The 16,832-nt window shown below is 54.1% G+C and carries 17 protein-coding genes; 6 read left to right on the forward strand and 11 right to left on the reverse strand.

Translation table 11 applies throughout. The features are described 5' to 3' along the window. Window positions 1-16 precede the first annotated feature (16 nt). Window positions 17-904, forward strand: coding sequence for an HTH-type transcriptional activator IlvY (gene ilvY / locus ACWFVE_RS13935; RefSeq protein ID WP_447529863.1), 888 nt, complete (start codon window positions 17-19; stop codon window positions 902-904). 39 nt (window positions 905-943) lie between these two features. Here ilvY and ACWFVE_RS13940 read toward each other — a convergent pair whose 3' ends face one another. Both ACWFVE_RS13940 and ACWFVE_RS13945 read right to left on the reverse strand, forming a co-directional pair. Further along, on the reverse strand, window positions 944-1,150 hold the full coding sequence (locus tag ACWFVE_RS13940; RefSeq protein WP_447529864.1) for a hypothetical protein: 207 nt from the start codon (window positions 1,148-1,150) through the stop codon (window positions 944-946). Window positions 1,151-1,164: 14 nt separating this feature from the next. Beyond that, window positions 1,165-1,908 carry an ankyrin repeat domain-containing protein gene (locus tag ACWFVE_RS13945; RefSeq protein ID WP_447529865.1) on the reverse strand — a complete coding sequence of 248 codons (744 nt, stop codon included), beginning with the start codon at window positions 1,906-1,908 and terminating at the stop codon, window positions 1,165-1,167. 200 nt (window positions 1,909-2,108) lie between these two features. Between ACWFVE_RS13945 and ACWFVE_RS13950 the strand changes: the two genes are divergently transcribed. Further along, window positions 2,109-2,492, forward strand: coding sequence for a hypothetical protein (locus ACWFVE_RS13950; RefSeq protein ID WP_447529866.1), 384 nt, complete (start codon window positions 2,109-2,111; stop codon window positions 2,490-2,492). 150 nt (window positions 2,493-2,642) lie between these two features. Here ACWFVE_RS13950 and ACWFVE_RS13955 read toward each other — a convergent pair whose 3' ends face one another. From ACWFVE_RS13955 to ACWFVE_RS13965, 3 genes are all read right to left on the reverse strand, one after another. After that, complete coding sequence (locus ACWFVE_RS13955; protein WP_447529867.1) at window positions 2,643-2,852, reverse strand: hypothetical protein; 210 nt, start codon at window positions 2,850-2,852, stop codon at window positions 2,643-2,645. 277 nt (window positions 2,853-3,129) lie between these two features. Next, window positions 3,130-3,888 carry an ankyrin repeat domain-containing protein gene (locus tag ACWFVE_RS13960; RefSeq protein ID WP_447529868.1) on the reverse strand — a complete coding sequence of 253 codons (759 nt, stop codon included), beginning with the start codon at window positions 3,886-3,888 and terminating at the stop codon, window positions 3,130-3,132. A 550-nt stretch (window positions 3,889-4,438) separates the two neighbouring features. Next, window positions 4,439-4,981, reverse strand: a complete 543-nt coding sequence (locus ACWFVE_RS13965) for a hypothetical protein (RefSeq protein ID WP_447529869.1) — start codon at window positions 4,979-4,981, stop codon at window positions 4,439-4,441. 823 nt (window positions 4,982-5,804) lie between these two features. On the opposite strand from ACWFVE_RS13965, the gene ACWFVE_RS13970 reads away from it, so the two are divergent. After that, window positions 5,805-6,119: a hypothetical protein gene (locus ACWFVE_RS13970; RefSeq protein WP_447529870.1), complete on the forward strand. Its 315-nt coding sequence runs from the start codon at window positions 5,805-5,807 to the stop codon at window positions 6,117-6,119. Window positions 6,120-6,400: 281 nt separating this feature from the next. Here ACWFVE_RS13970 and ACWFVE_RS13975 read toward each other — a convergent pair whose 3' ends face one another. Continuing rightward, window positions 6,401-7,144: an ankyrin repeat domain-containing protein gene (locus ACWFVE_RS13975; protein WP_447529871.1), complete on the reverse strand. Its 744-nt coding sequence runs from the start codon at window positions 7,142-7,144 to the stop codon at window positions 6,401-6,403. A 205-nt stretch (window positions 7,145-7,349) separates the two neighbouring features. Here ACWFVE_RS13975 and ACWFVE_RS13980 point away from each other — a divergent pair, with 205 nt between their 5' ends. Both ACWFVE_RS13980 and ACWFVE_RS13985 read left to right on the forward strand, forming a co-directional pair. After that, on the forward strand, window positions 7,350-7,718 hold the full coding sequence (locus ACWFVE_RS13980; protein WP_447529872.1) for a hypothetical protein: 369 nt from the start codon (window positions 7,350-7,352) through the stop codon (window positions 7,716-7,718). Between the two features lie 209 nt (window positions 7,719-7,927). Further along, window positions 7,928-8,323 (forward strand): hypothetical protein, encoded by a 396-nt coding sequence (locus ACWFVE_RS13985; RefSeq protein ID WP_447529873.1) that lies wholly within the window; start codon window positions 7,928-7,930, stop codon window positions 8,321-8,323. 163 nt (window positions 8,324-8,486) lie between these two features. Here the strand turns inward: ACWFVE_RS13985 and ilvN are convergent, their stop codons facing one another. The 5 genes from ilvN to rluD form a co-directional block, all read right to left on the reverse strand. Beyond that, entirely contained in the window at window positions 8,487-8,978 is a 492-nt protein-coding gene (gene ilvN / locus ACWFVE_RS13990; protein ID WP_447529874.1) for an acetolactate synthase small subunit, read from the reverse strand. Beyond that, the gene (locus ACWFVE_RS13995; protein WP_447529875.1) at window positions 8,978-10,702 is read right to left on the reverse strand and encodes an acetolactate synthase 3 large subunit; all 1,725 of its coding nucleotides are present in this window, start codon (window positions 10,700-10,702) and stop codon (window positions 8,978-8,980) included. Before ACWFVE_RS13995 ends, ilvN begins: the two co-directional genes overlap by 1 nt. 475 nt (window positions 10,703-11,177) lie before the next feature. Next, on the reverse strand, window positions 11,178-13,766 hold the full coding sequence (clpB, locus tag ACWFVE_RS14000) for an ATP-dependent chaperone ClpB (protein WP_447529876.1): 2,589 nt from the start codon (window positions 13,764-13,766) through the stop codon (window positions 11,178-11,180). Between the two features lie 211 nt (window positions 13,767-13,977). Beyond that, window positions 13,978-14,745, reverse strand: a complete 768-nt coding sequence (gene pgeF / locus ACWFVE_RS14005) for a peptidoglycan editing factor PgeF (RefSeq protein WP_447529877.1) — start codon at window positions 14,743-14,745, stop codon at window positions 13,978-13,980. After that, complete coding sequence (gene rluD / locus ACWFVE_RS14010; RefSeq protein ID WP_447529878.1) at window positions 14,742-15,701, reverse strand: 23S rRNA pseudouridine(1911/1915/1917) synthase RluD; 960 nt, start codon at window positions 15,699-15,701, stop codon at window positions 14,742-14,744. The genes pgeF and rluD overlap by 4 nt, the downstream gene beginning before the upstream one ends. A gap of 162 nt (window positions 15,702-15,863) precedes the next feature. Between rluD and ACWFVE_RS14015 the strand changes: the two genes are divergently transcribed. After that, entirely contained in the window at window positions 15,864-16,685 is an 822-nt protein-coding gene (locus ACWFVE_RS14015) for an outer membrane protein assembly factor BamD (RefSeq protein WP_447529879.1), read from the forward strand. The last annotated feature ends 147 nt before the right edge of the window (window positions 16,686-16,832 follow it).

Raw genomic sequence — 16,832 nt, forward strand, 5'->3', positions numbered from 1 at the left:
AAACACAGAGACTGCGATGGACTTCCGCCTGTTTAAACACGCCCTGGCGCTTTCGGACACGCTGCACTTCGGCCGCGCCAGCGAGCTTTGCCACATAAGCCCCTCGACGCTTAGCCGTTCGATCCAACAATTGGAAAGCGAATTGGGCGCGCGGCTTTTCGAGCGCGACAACCGCCATGTGACGCTCACCCCCCAGGGGGAAGCATTTCAGCGCTACGCCCGGGAAGCACTCGAACAGTGGGGGCTTCAAAAGCGCACCCTGGCCGCCGGGGCAACGGAGCTTTTCGGTGAAATCAGCATTTACTGCTCGGTAACCGCCAGCTACAGCTTTCTGTACGAACTTTTGAGCGACGTACGCCAGCGCCACCCCGGTATCGAACTCAAGCTACACACCGGCGACCCGGCCGAGGCGATGTCCCGCGTGCTGGAAGGCCAGGACGACATGGCGATCACCCCGCGCCCGCGCATCCCGCCAAGCGCCCTCACCTTCAAATCCCTCACCCGCTCGCCGCTGCTGTTTATCGCACCGATGTACGCTTACGCGTGGCTGCCCAAAGCACCGGCAAGCTCCACCGCCGAGCAATGGCGAGAGGTGCCGATGATTCTCTCGGAAGCCGGATTATCGCGGGAGTACGCCAACACCTGGTTCAAGGCGATGGGCGTAGCGCCACGCATCTACGCCCAGGTGGCCGGGCACGAAGCGATCGTCAGCATGGTGGCGCTGGGCTTTGGGGTCGGGGTAGTGCCCAAAATCGTGCTGGATAACAGCCCGCTGGCCGGACGCGTGCAGGTTCTGCCGGTCAAACCCGAACTACCCCACTACGACGTAGGCCTTTGCGTGCTCAACCGGCGCTTGAAAACGCCAATGATCGATGCTTTTTGGGCTACGGTGAACGAGCACTGAAGAATTGTTGGCGAATCGCACGGCTTTCGGTACCTGAAATTAATCAAAATTAGCAAAATAGCCTTGGATGCGCAAAAAAGCAGCACTGTAAACAGCTGGCGAAATCGCAAGCGCCTGGATCGAGTGCTGCGTTTGGAAAATCACTTTTGCCAAAACCGGCACGATCAGAAACAGTGGGACCAGCAGAAAGGTGCTGACCACAATAAATTCCGTTAGTGCCTGGCCGTGTTGTGACGATCTTTTCATCTAAAGACTCAAACTCAAAAGAACTCGTCGAGATAACCTTTTTCTTTTAATGCATCTATGAGAGCTCTATATGTCTCTCCTCCTTTTCTATCATGGAAATTTTTTATAGCGCTTATAGCAGAACTTTTATTGGTATTTTCAATTTCAGGATCAGCTCCTGCGTCGAGCAATGCTAATGCAGTTTGATATTCATCACCTATTACAGCCTGATATAGCGGTGTATAATCAAATTGGCCTGGATAATTAACATCAGCGCCATAAGCTATCAACAACTTTATTTGGTCGATATATTCGTCCGTCATACTTTCAAACAATAAGGTGCTTTGCTCATGAATTTCTGTGTCTGGATCTGCTCCCGCCTCTAAGGCGGCTTCGATAAAAGCGGGATCCGGATTTCTATAGGCTTGGTATATGAGATAAATAGTACTTGTTCCAAGCTTATCTTCATCGACCACTACCAAGTTGGGATCGCCACCATGACTCAGCATGTAGCGAAACGCCTCGATATTGACCTCCATCGTGACTGACCAGAAAAGCGGTGTCATGCCGTCTTCACCGGACGCGTTGGGATCGGCGCCCGCATCCAGTGCCTGCTGTATAGCTTCAAGATCGCCTTGCCCGGCTGCTTCGGCAAGCGCCAGTTGCACCGGATCGGAAAAGTAGCTACCCGGTTGCTGTGAATAGGTAGAGAAATTGGCGCAGGCAGGCAGCGCCATGGCCATCAGTAAGATCAAGGCCCAAACTTTTAGTATTTGCATAAAATCTCCATTCGTTTTCAATGTGCCGACTTGGCATTAGCTGGCGTTATAAGCTGCGCGCTCATGGAAAGCAGCATAGCGATGCTTTTAGAAGCGCTGCGCCCCTTCCACACCCAAGCAATCGACAAGACTATTGACGAATCACCATGATCAAGACACTCTACGTTAACTTAACCTGAAACAATCAAGAGAGAAAGTCGATGCTTAAAAATAACTTGCTTGCCATAATGGCAGCTTTAATGATGGGCAGCACCGCCGCTTATGCCGACTATTTTAATAGCTACGGCGCTGCACGCGACCAAGTGCTTAAACAAAATACAAGCGGATTATTTACCCAAGAAGATTCATGTGACATGGTCTCGCAAATGGCGGGATCGATCATGGATAATCATTTGGCAGGCGCGCCCAAGCATCCCGTTATCGAGGATGATGAACTCGAGGAGGAAGTACAGCAAGCCGAGGAAGATTACAGCATTATGTCAACCGGGTTGGCTATAGTTAAAGTATACACCTATGACCTGGACGAGTTTTCTTCTGCCGAGAGTTTTCGTGAGCAGTTTTACCAGGACTGCTTGGAGGATTGAGCAGGCTTCACTCTCGTGTCATCAGCTACATCTATCGCTTGGGTTACACCGTACACGACTGGCTAGCCATCGGTTGTTATTGATACGCCTTAACCAAAAAGCCGGTCAGCTTCTGCTGATTGGCTTTTTGCCGAGCGATAGCCATATTTGCTAACGCGTTAAAGCGACACACATTACCCACGGGCAAACCCGCCCACCTATGAGCCCCACTTTGAGGATGCCGTCCGGGGCCACTGCCTGAAGGAAGGCGCTCGGCTTGGCGGCGTCGCCGGTGATTTGTACGGTGTAGAGACCCGTCGTGAAGCCGATGATATACGCGCGAAAGATAACAACCACCCGCTTTACTTCGTCACGGGCCACGCTACCGACCTTCCCCTTTCACTACTCAGAAAGAGATCACGGTCAGATAGTCCAGTTGAACAACGAAGAACCAGTCGACCAAGGCCGTCTGGCTTTAGCTCGTTTATGGGGTTGTTAAAAAAGCCAGCATTCGACTTCTCACCCTGCTGTTGGGAAATCACTTTTGCCAAAACCGGCACGATCAGAAACAGTGGGACCAGCAGGAAGGTGCTGACCACAATAAATTCCGTTAGTGACTAGCCTTGTTGTGACAATCTTTTCATCTAAAGACTCAAACTCAAAAGGATTCGTTGAGATAACCTTTTTCCGTCAAGGCATTAATAAGCTGGTTGTAGTCATGTCCACCTTCTCTATCATGGAACTCCTCGATTATTCCCAGAGCAGTTGTACCATTTACTTCGTTTTCTAGTGTAGGGTCAGCGCCCGCTTTAATTAAGGCCAAGGCAGTCTTATATTCGCTACCGTACAGTGCTCGATGTAAAGGGGGTGCCTGAAACTGCCCCCTATGATTTACATCAGCGCCGTGCTCTATTAACAAATTCACATTGTCAATATAAAAATCCAATTTCCTCTCAAATAGTAGAGTATTTCCCTTTCTTGTATTGACTATCGTATTGGGATCAGCGCCAGCTTCTAATGCTGCCTCTAGAAACGCTGGGTTAGTTTGCGTAAAAGCCAGATAAATTAAGTGAATAGTGCTTATGCCAGGCTTGTCCTCGTCAACGACTACGAGATTGGGGTCACCACCGTGCTCCAACAAATAACGAAATCCTTCGATATTGACACCCAGCGTGTCCGTTACCGACCAGAAAAGCGGGGTCATGCCATCCTTACCGGGCATGTTAGGGTTGGCGCCTTGGTCGAGTGCCTGCTGCATGGCCTCTGAGTCGCCGCGACCGGCGGCAATGGCCAATGCCCGCTGAACGGGGACGGAAAAATAATAGTCCGGATCCGTGGAATAGGAAGAAGAGTTGGCACAGGCGGGCAACGTCATGACCATCAATAAGACTGCAATCCACATTCTAAATATTGGCATAAAATCTCCATTTTAACTTTAAATGTCGTTCTATAATTGAGCAGTGAGCTCTTCGCGTTGATCTTACTCTACCACTGGTAGGCACGAAGGGGATTAAAAGAGCACGCAATATCTTCTCTTTATAGCAAGGCGCTGAATATAAGGCATGATCCGCCACACTGATTCTGGACGTCGCGTTATGGCACCAACGAATCTGCAATACCTTATATATTAAGTATTGAAGGAAACTGAGCGGAATAGTTATAGGCATCCTGCTGGCCAGAGATGGCATTCATTAGCCGCTAAAGTGCGTTGGCGCGCTCAGTGTCTTGCCCCATCGAAAAAGTAGTTAACAGCGCTGCCACCATAAACCCTGTAATCAACCTATACTCGACCGAGCCTGCTCCATACTGACGGGCTAGCGCTACATTGCCCTGGGCAGCAGAATTCTGAGCATTTGAAGACCGATCGGCGCTGTTGATCAGAAAATATGTTGGCGCTTTTTCATTTTTAACCTCAGCACTTTGATAAATAACTACAAAATAAAATGATTTTTCCAGCTTAAAGAGAGTTATTCATAGAAGTCAAAATCTTCCAATGGATGAGTTAAACAGTCACATAGATATTTCTCAGTCAAAAGCTCACGCGTAGCATCAATATTTTCATCGGCCATATCCGATATCTTTTGTGAGTATGCTTCTTCATACAACTGCTTAAGCACGGAATATATAGGGCTATTAGGGTCATATGTTTCTTCTACCCGTTCCAAAGCAGCTTCAAGAGTAAAGCGTTCTTCAGCAGATTTTACATCGCCTAGCTCCATCGCACTTTGGTATGAATTAAAAGTTCCAATAGGATGCAAGCCACCTGTTGTAATGGCAGTAACGCAACTGGAATATCTACTATGCCTAGCAACAGCTTCATCATACTTATCCCTATTTCCTGCTCGCGCATATCGCTCAATTAGGCTTATATAGGGTGATTCAGCTGCTGGTAGAGCCCCAGGACAATTAGCAGCTTCCCAGTCATCTTCATAAGGATTACTAGGCTCGGTTTGAGCCATTAATGGAAAACTGACTAAAAACAATACTCCAAGCTTTATTTTATATAGCATCAATAATCCTTCTATTTAATAAACCAATCTAAAAGTGCTCTAAGAGCACCTCTTTCACATTACCTAAATTATAAATTCGCGGCTGTCAGAACGAATTATATAAACCATCATACTTACATCAACCATTTTTCGTGCAACACTCTCTAGCCCTTAGAGCTTAAATAACGAAATAAAATTTTACATTCACAGTTATAAAGCCATAGCTTGCAGCTGTATTCAGAAGACACTCTCGCTTTGCACCTAAATTTTCAGAAAAGGAAATTGCGCCACTACTTTTACATAAAAAATAGAGTATAGAAAAGTTAATTTTATTTTGAGATACATTATCTTTAAAAAAGGTGAATAAAGCCTCGATAGACGAACCATACTGGTCAAATTTCAACCGACGGAGGATATATAAAATTCAAACCAACATGCATGGTAATTTACAAAAAATAACTAGTCAGCCGTTTCTACAGATCAATATTAGCTTATAAATAAAAGCTTCATCAAATTTTATTCTGTGAGCTTATGATTAAAATGCTATAAGAAATATCTTACAAATCAATAAAAAAATTACAAATACATCAAATTAATTTAAAATCACTATATTATATATGTTTTTAATAAATCTTCCTTGGACCGATACTGACAATATAGTGGCATGTAAAATTCGCTATTTTCCAGCTGCAAGCCTTGAGAAACTATTTTGAGTATCACGATATGTTCGGTATCAGAACCAATATAGCTATTCACTTCTCCCAATCAGCAATTGACATAAAAAGGTATTTTAGGCATTTTTACCTACCACTAAATCAAAAGACACTGGAGAATGAAAATCTATATGCGTAACTATACAATTTTTATCACCTTGGCATCATCTTTGACCATAAGCACAGGGGCCCACGCTAGCAACAACCCTGCTCAGCACGGAGCGGATTGCACGGTCAAAAGAACTCTTGCATACCAGATAATGAATAATCGGCTGGATGGAGAACCACAGATTGAAGCAGAAAGAGGCCTAATTCCAGACTCAGAAGATAAAACTGAGCGCATGCTCAATGAGGTGGTTAAAGCTACATATGAGTACGACATAGAAAATGGTTCCGTAGAAGACTTTGAAGAAACCATATACCAAGAATGCATGACAGGAGAATAAATCGTCTTAACTTTACTCTGACAACTACAAAACCAATACGCTCAAATACTCACTAAAATATAATAATGGGTTAGCTCATTTCTATGCAAAGCCAGTCAATTTAAACTACTGGCTTTTATTTATAAAACCTTCCAAAACAGGAAGTATTTCTCAATCCCCTATATCACTTTATCCAGACCAACATAATCATAAAAAGAGGCACCATAAAAAGGAGCTTTTCAAAATATATCCTGTTAGTGTCTAGCCTTATTGAGACGATACTTTCATCTAAAGACTCAAACTCAAAAGGATTCGTCGAGATAGCCTTTTTCTTTCAAAGCATCTATGAAGGCTCTATAACTCTTTCCCCCTCTTCTATCACGAAACATTTCTATCGCTCCAATAGCAGAGCTATCATTGACGTTTTTTAATTCAGGATCAGCCCCAGCTTCCAGAAGCGCCAAAGCGGTTTGATACTCATCGCCTAGTACAGCATCATATAGAGGCGTATTACCAAACTTATCTCGATAACTAACATCAGCGCCACGAGCTATAAGTAAATTTATTTGGTCAATGTACTCATCTGCCATAGGCTGAAACAATAACGTATTCTCCTCGCGGACTTGTGTATTCGGATCAGCCCCTGCTTCCAGAGCCACTTCGATAAATGCAGGATCGGAGTTTTTAAAGGCCTGATATATAAGATATATAGTACTTACTCCAGGCTTATATTCGTCGACCACTACCAAATTGGGATCGCCACCATGACCCAGCATATAGCGAAAAGCCTCGATATTGGCCTCCATTGTGACTGACCAGAAAAGCGGTGTCATACCGTCTTCACCGGGCGCGTTGGGATCGGCGCCCGCATCCAGTGCCTGCTGCATGGCCTCGATATCGCCTCGTCCGGCTGCCTCAGCCAGCGCCAGTTGCACCGGATCGGAAAAGTAGCTATCCGGCTGCTTTGAATAGGTAGAGAAATTGGCGCAGGCAGGCAGCGCCATGGCCATCAACAGGATGGCGACCCACATTTTAAATAACGGCATAAAATCTCCATTCATTATTCAGGCCATCGTTCGGATATCATTCGAGGCCGCAGGCACTATGGTTACTAACAGCAGCAGCATTCCCCCACTGCTTTTCGAGCCCTGTACCACCTGAGCACTCATTAATCGGCAAAACTATTGACTAACCATTTCGATCAGGAGACCCTACTTTAACTTAAGCTCATAAAATCAGGATAGCAAACCGATGCATAAAAAACCGCTCTTCATGACAGCAGCCGCCCTATTGATTGCCAGCAGCACCGCCCACGCGGATTACTACAACAGTTACGGAGCACGGGTAGAATCTCTAGGTTCTCTCGATAAAACAGACTCCTGCGCAATGGCATCAGAAATCACAGAAAAAATACTAGCTATCCATAAGGGAGGCCATCCTGCGATGGAAACCCTAGAAGGTGATGAACTGGACGCGTCTCTAGAAGAAGCAGAGGCTAACCATCATTTGAACGCTATAGAGCTATCTATTGTGAAAGCTTATTCGTATGACCTGGATCAATTCTCTTCCCCCGAAGAATTCAAGGAACAATTCTATCAAGACTGTCTAGAGGAAAAGTAGCTCCAGACCTCTAATACTAAATTCAAGCTATGAATGCAGCATCTGCGATATTCAGGGCTTCTGAACCATCGGCACAGGCGCGCCTGTGCCGATGGTTGCCAGCCGAGGAGCTTCCTGGTCGGTCATTACTCATTGACCACTCGTCGCCCCTCGGTATGTTTTATGCGTTGCCAAGCCCCACACCTTTGACTAACCAAGAGCCCACCAGGATGCACCATAAGCAACTACTTACCACAGCAGCCGTTTCCCTGCTCAGCTGTAGCGTCGTACAAGCTGATACCTTCGATAGTTTTGGAGCACGTGCCAGTGATACTATTGAGTCTTTTGATGGCCCTATAGAGGCCTATTCTCGCCCCCAATCGTGCGAAATGGCAGCTGCAGTGGCTGGGATGTTGATGCGAGAGCACTTGTCCGGCAGCACTGTATCCAGAGATTTTGAAGAAGAAGAATTAGAGAAAGCCAAACAAAAGGAGACGAGTGATTCTTATTCTCATTATCTCGCCCTAGCCAAGGCGTCTACTTATGACCTGAATATGTTTTCTTCCGTGGATGATTTTACCGACCAGTATCATCAGGACTGTGTGGCTTTTGAAGGAGCCGAGTAGCTTTTATATGGCTACCGCAGCCACAGTATGCTCTACCGTCGGCGGCGCGCTGAGGCCTTCCATGGGGTAGTCGGTGAGATTGACTAACCCCACTCATTAAAAAAGCCGGTCAACTGGCGTTGACCGGCTTTTTCGCTAATGACAGCGGGTACTTTCGCTCAGACTAAAGCGACAGCACCTTGTCCCCCCGGGCAATACCGGAGACCCCGGTGCGCCCTACTTCGAGAATGCCGACCGGCGCCATGGCCTGGAGGAAGGCGTCCAGCTTGGCGGCGTCGCCGGTGATTTGCACGGTGTAGAGACTCGGGGTGACGTCGACGATCTGCGCGCGGAAGATATCCACCGTGCGCTTCACTTCGTCCCGGGCCGCGCCCAGCGCTTTCACCTTCACCAGCATCAGCTCGCGCTCGATGTGGTTGCCCTCGGTCAAATCGACCAGCTTGACTACGTCGATCAGCTTGTTGAGGTGCTTGGTGATCTGCTCGATCACCCGGTCGTCGCCCACCGTCGTGACCGTCAAACGCGAGAGCGACGGGTCCTCGGTGGGCGCCACGTTGAGGGTTTCGATGTTGTAATTACGCTGAGAAAACAAGCCCACCACACGTGATAGCGCACCCGGTTCGTTTTCCAGAAGAATCGAGATGATATGACGCATCAGGTACGCTCCGTTTTAGACAGCAGCATGTCGCGCATCGCGCCCAGGGGCACCTGCATCGGATAGACGTGCTCGAAGGGGTCGACCTTGATATCCAAAAATACCAGCTCGTGCTTGTCGGCAAAGGCCCGCTCCAGCGCCGGCTCGAGCTCCTCCATGGTGGTCACGGTGATCGCGGTGAAGCCGTAGGCCTCGATCAACAGATGAAAATCCGGTAGCGACTCCATGTAGGAGTGGGCGTGGCGTGACTTGTAGTTCAAGTCCTGCCATTGGCGCACCATCCCCAGCGACTGGTTGTTCAGATTGACGATTTTGACCCCCACCCCGTACTGCTTACAGGTCGAGAGCTCCTGCATCATCATCTGGAAGCTGCCTTCGCCGGTGATGCACACCACGTCGTCATCCGGGTAGCTCTTCTTGATGCCCATGGCCGCCGGAAAACCAAAGCCCATGGTGCCAAGCCCGCCAGAGGTAATCAGCCGGTTGGGCTTGTCGAACTTGTAGTACTGGGCGGCAAACATCTGGTGCTGGCCCACGTCGGTGGTGACGAACGCCTCACCCCGCGTGACGCGGCACACCGCCTCGACCACTTCCTGGGGCTTGAGCGCCTCACCGGCTTTGGAAGGCTCATAAAGCTTGCCTTCACGCTCAAAGCGCCAGCCGTCGATTTTCTCCCACCACTCGCCAAGTGCCTGGGCGTGCTCCACCGTACGGCCCTGGGTCAGGCTGATCATCTCGTTGATGACGCCCGCCGCGGGGCCGACGATCGGCACGTCCGCGCGCACGGTCTTGGAGATCGAGCTCGGGTCCACGTCCACATGAATGATCTTGGCTGTGGGGCAGAACTTGGAAGTGTTGTTAGTCACCCGGTCATCAAAGCGCGCACCAATGGCGATGATCAGATCCGCGTGGTGCATGGCCATGTTCGACTCATAAGAGCCGTGCATCCCCAGCCACCCCAAGCACTGCTTGTCGCTTTGCGGGTAGGCGCCAATGCCCATCAGGGTGGTGGTGATCGGAAAGCCGAGCTTTTTGACCAGATCGGTCAAGCCTTCACTGGCATTGCCCGTCACCACGCCGCCGCCGGTATAAAAAACCGGGCGCTTGGCCTTGAGCATCAGCTCCACGGCCTTTTTGATCTGGCCGGTATGGCCACGGTTGACCGGGTTATACGAGCGCAGCTTGACCTTTTTCGGGTAGGTGTACTCGTAGCGCTCGGTCGGGGCGGTCATATCCTTGGGGATATCGACCACCACCGGGCCCGGACGGCCGGTCGAGGCAAGATAAAACGCCTTTTTCAGCACGTCCGGAATCTCGGAGGGGTGACGGATCGAGAAGCTGTGCTTCACGATCGGGCGCGTCACGCCCACGATATCGGTTTCCTGGAAGGCGTCTTCGCCAATCAAGTGGCTCGCCACCTGGCCGCACAAAACGACCATAGGAATGGAGTCCATGTAGGCGGTGGCGATGCCGGTCACGGCGTTGGTCGCCCCGGGCCCGGAGGTCACCAGCACCACGCCGGGCTTGCCGGAGGCGCGTGCGTAGCCATCGGCGGCGTGGGTCGCTGCCTGTTCGTGGCGAACGAGGATATGTTTGACATCGTCCTGACGGAAAAGCGCATCGTAGATATGCAGCGCCGCCCCGCCGGGGTACCCATAAATATATTCGACGCCCTCGTCTTTCAAGAAGCGGGCGATCATGTCTGCGCCGGAAAGCAGTTCCACAGTAATTCTCCCCTAAAGGTCTCGAGTGCGATCCGCAGATAGCTGCGGTGTCGAGTGCGGCGGTATGCCGCTGCCGGCGGTGCCGACACCTGATGCCAAACCCTGGCATACGGCCCGGTTAGGGCCTGCACTCTCATCGGAAGCGGGCCTTCGAGGCTACTTCCTCTCGCGGCGGTTCGCCGCGTCGGGGCGTTGGCCAAACCACGCGGTTAGCGGGGCCTGGAAGTCCTTCGGCGGGTAAAGGCGTAAGCCTACCCTTCACGCGGGGATAGGGGATTACCCGAGGGGTCCGCGTCCGCAAATCAGGAACCCACAAGATTCCAATAGCGCGCCTGGCGTGTCAACCTTTCATCGCCCCAAACAAGGGCAGGCGCACCAAAACCGGCGAAAAAACCAGTTACTTACGAAAAAGCCCCGCCGCGGCAAGCCGGGCGGGGCCAAGGGGTCTCATAAAGGCCAATTCATCAAACGCGGATCAGGCAAACACCAGCCGCCCTTCCTCGGCGCTAATGTGAATGGTCGCCCCCGGGGCATACTTGCCGGCCAGCAGGTCTTGGGCCAGCGGGTTTTCGATACGGCTTTGAATCGCCCGCTTGAGCGGCCGTGCGCCATAGACCGGGTCAAAGCCCACGACGGCCAACTGCGCCATGGCGTCATCGCTAATCGCCAGACGCAAGCCATGTTCGGCGAGGCGCGCCTTGAGGCGCTCGAGCTGAATGGACGCAATCGCCTGAATCTGGGTTTGGCCCAAGGCGTGGAACACCACCACTTCGTCGATGCGGTTGATGAGTTCCGGACGGAAGTGGTTACCCACCACCTCCATCACCGCGCTCTTCATCGTCTCATAGCCGGTCGCTTCATCGCCGGCATCGCCGCCCATACGCTGGATAATGTCCGAGCCCATGTTCGAGGTCATGACGATCACGGTGTTACGAAAGTCCACCGTACGGCCCTGGCCATCGGTCAGGCGGCCGTCTTCGAGCACCTGCAGCAAAATGTTGAACACGTCCGGATGGGCTTTCTCCACCTCGTCGAGCAGCAGCACCGAGTAGGGCTTGCGGCGCACCGCCTCGGTAAGATAACCGCCCTCTTCGTACCCCACGTAGCCGGGGGGCGCGCCGATCAACCGCGCCACGGAGTGCTTCTCCATGAACTCGGACATGTCGATACGTACCATCGCATCAATGGTGTCGAAGAGGAAGTTGGCCAGCGACTTGCAAAGCTCGGTCTTGCCCACCCCGGTCGGGCCTAAAAACAGAAACGAGCCGTTGGGCCGGTTGGGATCCGAAAGCCCGGCCCGGGAGCGGCGCACCGCGTTGGCCACCGCTTCCACTGCCTCGTCCTGGCCGATGACGCGCTCGTGCAGCGCCTCTTCCATGCGTAAAAGCTTGTCGCGCTCGCCTTCGAGCATCTTGGACACCGGAATGCCGGTCCAGCGTGAAACGACCTCGGCGATCTCTTCTTCGGTCACGTTGGAGCGCAGAAGCTGGTGGCTGGCGGTGTCGGCTTCCCCCTCGCCACTCTCGGCAATTTTCTTCTCGAGCTCAGGGATCCTGCCGTACTGAATTTCCGACATCCGGCCCAGATCGCCCTGGCGGCGCGCCTGCTCCAGATCGGTACGGGCCTGCTCCAGCTCGGCCTTGAACTGCGCCGCCCCCTGAATACTGGCCTTTTCCGCCTTCCAGATCTCGTCCAGGTCGGCGTACTCGCGCTCGAGATCCAGGATATGGTCGCTTAGCGCCTCTAAACGCTTTTTGGTCGCTTCGTCGGTCTCTTTTTTGAGCGCCTCGCGCTCCATCTTGAGCTGGATCAAACGGCGGTCGAGGCGATCCATCGCTTCGGGTTTGGAGTCGAGCTCCATGCGGATGCGCGAGGCGGCCTCGTCGATCAGGTCGATCGCTTTGTCCGGAAGCTGCCGGTCGGTGATGTAGCGCGTAGAAAGCTTGGCCGCGGCGATGATCGCCGAGTCGGTGATGGCCACGCCGTGGTGCACTTCGTAGCGCTCTTTAAGGCCCCGCAGAATCGCCACGGTGTCCTCTTCAGAGGGCTCGTCGACCAGCACTTTCTGGAAACGGCGCTCCAGGGCTGCGTCCTTTTCGATGTACTTGCGGTACTCGTCCAGGGTGGTCGCGCCCACGCAGTGAAGCTCGCCCCGGGCAAGCGCGGGTTTGAGCATGTTGCCGGCGTCCATCGCGCCTTCGGCCTTGCCCGCCCCGACCATGGTGTGCAGCTCGTCGATGAAGAGGATCACCCGGCCCTCCTCCTGGGCGAGCTCCTTGAGCACCGCTTTCAGGCGCTCCTCGAACTCGCCGCGAAACTTGGCGCCGGCCAAGAGCGAGCCCATGTCGAGCGAGAGCACGCGCTTGTCTTTCAATCCTTCCGGCACCTCGCCATCCACGATACGGCTGGCAAGCCCCTCGACGATGGCGGTCTTGCCCACGCCGGGCTCGCCGATCAATACCGGGTTGTTCTTGGTGCGCCGCTGGAGAACCTGAATGGTACGGCGAATCTCGTCGTCGCGGCCGATCACCGGGTCGAGCTTGCCGTCCAGCGCCCGCTGGGTAAGATCCATGGTGTACTTGTTGAGCGCCTCGCGCTGATCTTCGGCGTTGGCGTCATCGACGTTGGCGCCGCCGCGAAGGCCCGTGATCGCAGCTTCCAGCGCCTGGCGGTTAAGCCCGGCCTCTTTCAGCGTTTTGGCGAGCGCACCGTTATCCAGCGCCGCCAACAGCACCAGTTCGCTTGCAATGAACTGGTCGCCGCGCTTTTGCGCTTCGCGGTCGGTGAGGTTGAAGAGCTTGACCAGATCCCGGGAGGGCTGCACGTCGCCATCGAACTGGCCAACCTTTGGCAAGTTATCGAGCTGACGCTTGAGGCCCTCGCGCAGGCGTGAACTCGAGCCCTGGGCTTTTTCGACCAGCGCCTTGATGCCGGTGTCTTTGGCATCCAGCAATGCGGTCAATAGGTGAACCGGTTCCAACTGATTATGGCCCTGGCCGACGGCCAGCGACTGCGCATCGGCAATGGCGGCTTGTAGTTTGGCGGTGAATTTATCGAATCGCATGACATTCTCCTGGGGGGAGGCCGCGCGTTTGGACGCGGGCGTGGCCCTAACGAAGGTTTAATCTGCCAGGTGCGCTTTTTATGAGAACCCTCTAAAAAGTTATGGGAACTCTCTAAAAAGGCATTGGCTTGACAAATTAAATGGTGCCGATTCAGCGCCCTTTCAAGAGGTGGCCCTGTCGAAGGGCTTCACCTTTGGGACTTTTTAATCGCTAGGCCGAGACATCCTGCAGCCAAACCACGCTTGCCATGCGCCCGGTAGCGCCGGCATCGCGCCGGTAAGAGTAAAAGCGCGGCTCGCAGGCGGTGCAGAAATGGCCGCCGCTGATGTGGTGGATGCCAAGCGCGGCCAGGCGAAAGCGCGCCAACCGGTAGAGATCCGCCATGTAGTGGTTCAGCCGGTAGGGGCTATGCTCGAAGGCCTCGATGGTTTCCGGGTGGGCGCCCACGAAGGCGCCGTACACCTCCGGGCCCACCTCGAACTGGGCGTTAGAAATCGCCGGGCCCAGCCACACCAGAATATCGTCGGCGGGGCAGTTCATCGCCGCCACGGTGGCTTCCAGCACGCCGCCGGCAAGGCCTTTCCAGCCCGCGTGGGCGACCGCCACTTGGCTTCCCTGGCGGTTACAGAAAAAAACCGGCAGGCAATCGGCGGTCAGCACCACGCAGGCGTAGTGCGTTGACGTGGCAATCGAGGCATCGGCTTTGGGCGGCGTGGCCTGATAGGTTTGCTGAACCCGTGCGCCATGGATCTGGTCGAGCCACAAGAGCGGGCGGTCGTCGCCGATTTCCTTGTGCAACAGCCGCCGGCAAAGGGCTACGTGGTCCGGGTGGTCGCCCACGTGATTGGCCGGGTTGAAGGCGGCGAAATCTCCCTGACTCGGGCCGGTTTCGCGGGTGGTGACGAAGCCGCGCACGTTGGCCGGGGCCGGCCAGTCCGGCTCGACGAGGGTTGGATGAAGGTCGATGGCATCGCTCATCGCTTGGTCTCGCTGTCTTCGCGCAGGTAGTCCAGTAGCATCAAAAGCTCATCGGGAAGCGCCGCCCTGAACGTCATCGGCTCCTCGGTGATCGGATGGATGAAGCTGAGTTTACGGGCGTGAAGGGCCTGACGAGGGAACTCGCGCAGAATCTCCTTGAGCGGCTCGCTCGCCCCAGGCGGAAGCTTGGCACGCCCACTATAGAGCGGGTCACCAATCAGCGGGTAGCGCGCGTGGGCCATGTGCACACGAATCTGGTGGGTGCGCCCGGTTTCCAGCTGGCAGCGCACGTGGGTGTGGGCGCGAAAGCGCTCGACCACCCGGTAGTGGGTCACGGCGGGCTTGCCCGAAGCGGTGACCGCTTGGCGCTTGCGATCCTTCGGATGGCGCCCAATGGGCGCATCGACCGTTGCCCCGGAGACGGGCTTGCCCAGCACCACCGCATCGTACTGGCGCGAAACGCTGCGCGCTTGCAGCTGCTCGACCAGCCGGGTCTGAGCGGTCAGCGTTTTGGCGACCATCATCAACCCGGTGGTGTCTTTATCCAGCCGGTGAACGATGCCCGCCCGGGGGATCTCGGCAAGCGCGCCGTGATGAAACAGCAGCGCGTTCAAAAGCGTGCCGTCCGGGTTGCCCGCCGCTGGGTGAACGACCATATTGGCGGGCTTGTTCAGCACGATCACCGCCTCGTCTTCATACACGATATCCAGGGCGATCTCCTGGGGGGCAAAGCGCGTGTCGTCTTCCAGGGTGGTATGAAGATGCAGCGTTTCCAAGCCGTGAAGCTTGGCTTTGGGCTTGGCCGCCGCGCCGTCCACGGTCAGCTCGCCGGCATTGATCCACGTTTTCAAGCGCTCGCGGGAGTATTCGCTGAACAACTCGGCCGCGGCCTGGTCCAACCGAGCGCCGGCCAGGGCGGCGGGCACCTGGCGCGTGGCTTCGATGATGTGCGACATGCAAAACCTCTTTAAGACACAGAACCCCGAACGAAACGCCAGGATGCCTGCGTTTTGCGCCAAGGTGTTTTATAGTGGGCCAATTGCGACCTATTCTACCATTTCTACTTATGGCCATCTTCGCTTTTCGGTGATTGAGGCTTGTTTGCAACGAGGATGATGATGCGCGTTTTCTCCACTGCCCACCGCTTTGGCGCCGTAGCCTTGAGCCTGGCCCTGCTGGCCGGCTGCGCCAGCAACAATAACGACGACGCCGAGCAGGACGAAGGCGAGTTCGGCGGGGTGCAGGAGCGCGAGCTCTACGAGCTTGCCCGCACCGCGCTTGAAGACAACCGCTACCCCATCGCCATCGAGCGGCTGGAAGCGCTGGACACCCGCTACCCTTTCGGCGCTCACGCCGAGCAGGCGCAGCTCGAGCTGATCTACGCCTACTACGAAAACGGCAACTGGGAAGAGGCGCGCGCCGCGGCCAGCCGCTTCATTCGCTTGCAGCCCGACCACCCCCAGGTGGATTACGCCTACTACCTGCGCGGCCTGTCGGCCTGGCAGGCCGGGCGTTTCAGCCTCGAGCGCCTGCGTCTGATCGATATCTCCAAGCGTGACCTTGGCGCCTCGCGGGATGCCTATAACGATTTCCGCGAGCTGATTCAGCGCTTCCCCCAGAGCGAGTACGCCCCGGACGCCCAGCAGCGCATCGTCTATCTGCGCGAGCTTTTAGCCCAGCACGAGCTGCACGTAGCGGATTACTACCTGCGTCGCGGCGCCTATCTTGCCGCCGTCGAGCGCGGCCGCTGGGTGATCGAGAACTTCCCGGAAGCCAACGCCACCCGCGACGCCCTGGCCACCATGGTCGAAGGCTACCAGGGCTTGGGCATGAACGACCGCGCCGAGGAAGTGCTCACCGTACTACGCGAAAATGCCCCCAACCATGAACAGCTTCGCGGCGGCCGCTTCGTTCCCAAACACGTCTCCGCTAACCGCTAACGCCGGACACCCGACGCCTTAACGGTAGGCGTCGGGCCACTGCCGGAGAAGATGCATCGTTTAGCCGGTCGTTGTTTTTGCCGGTCCGCCGTTTTAGCCAACAACTGTTTTAGTCGAAAATTATTTTAGCCGACAACTATTTTGCCG

This window comes from Vreelandella mediterranea, assembly GCF_970647075.1.

Coding starts and splice junctions, on each gene's coding strand:
- ilvY (WP_447529863.1), top strand. CDS start 17: ATGGACTTCCGCCTGTTTAAACACGCCCTGGCGCTTTCGGACACGCTG.
- ACWFVE_RS13940 (WP_447529864.1), bottom strand. CDS start 1,150: ATGAAAAGATCGTCACAACACGGCCAGGCACTAACGGAATTTATTGTG.
- ACWFVE_RS13945 (WP_447529865.1), bottom strand. CDS start 1,908: ATGCAAATACTAAAAGTTTGGGCCTTGATCTTACTGATGGCCATGGCG.
- ACWFVE_RS13950 (WP_447529866.1), top strand. CDS start 2,109: ATGCTTAAAAATAACTTGCTTGCCATAATGGCAGCTTTAATGATGGGC.
- ACWFVE_RS13960 (WP_447529868.1), bottom strand. CDS start 3,888: ATGCCAATATTTAGAATGTGGATTGCAGTCTTATTGATGGTCATGACG.
- ACWFVE_RS13965 (WP_447529869.1), bottom strand. CDS start 4,981: ATGCTATATAAAATAAAGCTTGGAGTATTGTTTTTAGTCAGTTTTCCA.
- ACWFVE_RS13970 (WP_447529870.1), top strand. CDS start 5,805: ATGCGTAACTATACAATTTTTATCACCTTGGCATCATCTTTGACCATA.
- ACWFVE_RS13975 (WP_447529871.1), bottom strand. CDS start 7,144: ATGCCGTTATTTAAAATGTGGGTCGCCATCCTGTTGATGGCCATGGCG.
- ACWFVE_RS13980 (WP_447529872.1), top strand. CDS start 7,350: ATGCATAAAAAACCGCTCTTCATGACAGCAGCCGCCCTATTGATTGCC.
- ACWFVE_RS13985 (WP_447529873.1), top strand. CDS start 7,928: ATGCACCATAAGCAACTACTTACCACAGCAGCCGTTTCCCTGCTCAGC.
- ilvN (WP_447529874.1), bottom strand. CDS start 8,978: ATGCGTCATATCATCTCGATTCTTCTGGAAAACGAACCGGGTGCGCTA.
- clpB (WP_447529876.1), bottom strand. CDS start 13,766: ATGCGATTCGATAAATTCACCGCCAAACTACAAGCCGCCATTGCCGAT.
- pgeF (WP_447529877.1), bottom strand. CDS start 14,745: ATGAGCGATGCCATCGACCTTCATCCAACCCTCGTCGAGCCGGACTGG.
- rluD (WP_447529878.1), bottom strand. CDS start 15,701: ATGTCGCACATCATCGAAGCCACGCGCCAGGTGCCCGCCGCCCTGGCC.
- ACWFVE_RS14015 (WP_447529879.1), top strand. CDS start 15,864: ATGCGCGTTTTCTCCACTGCCCACCGCTTTGGCGCCGTAGCCTTGAGC.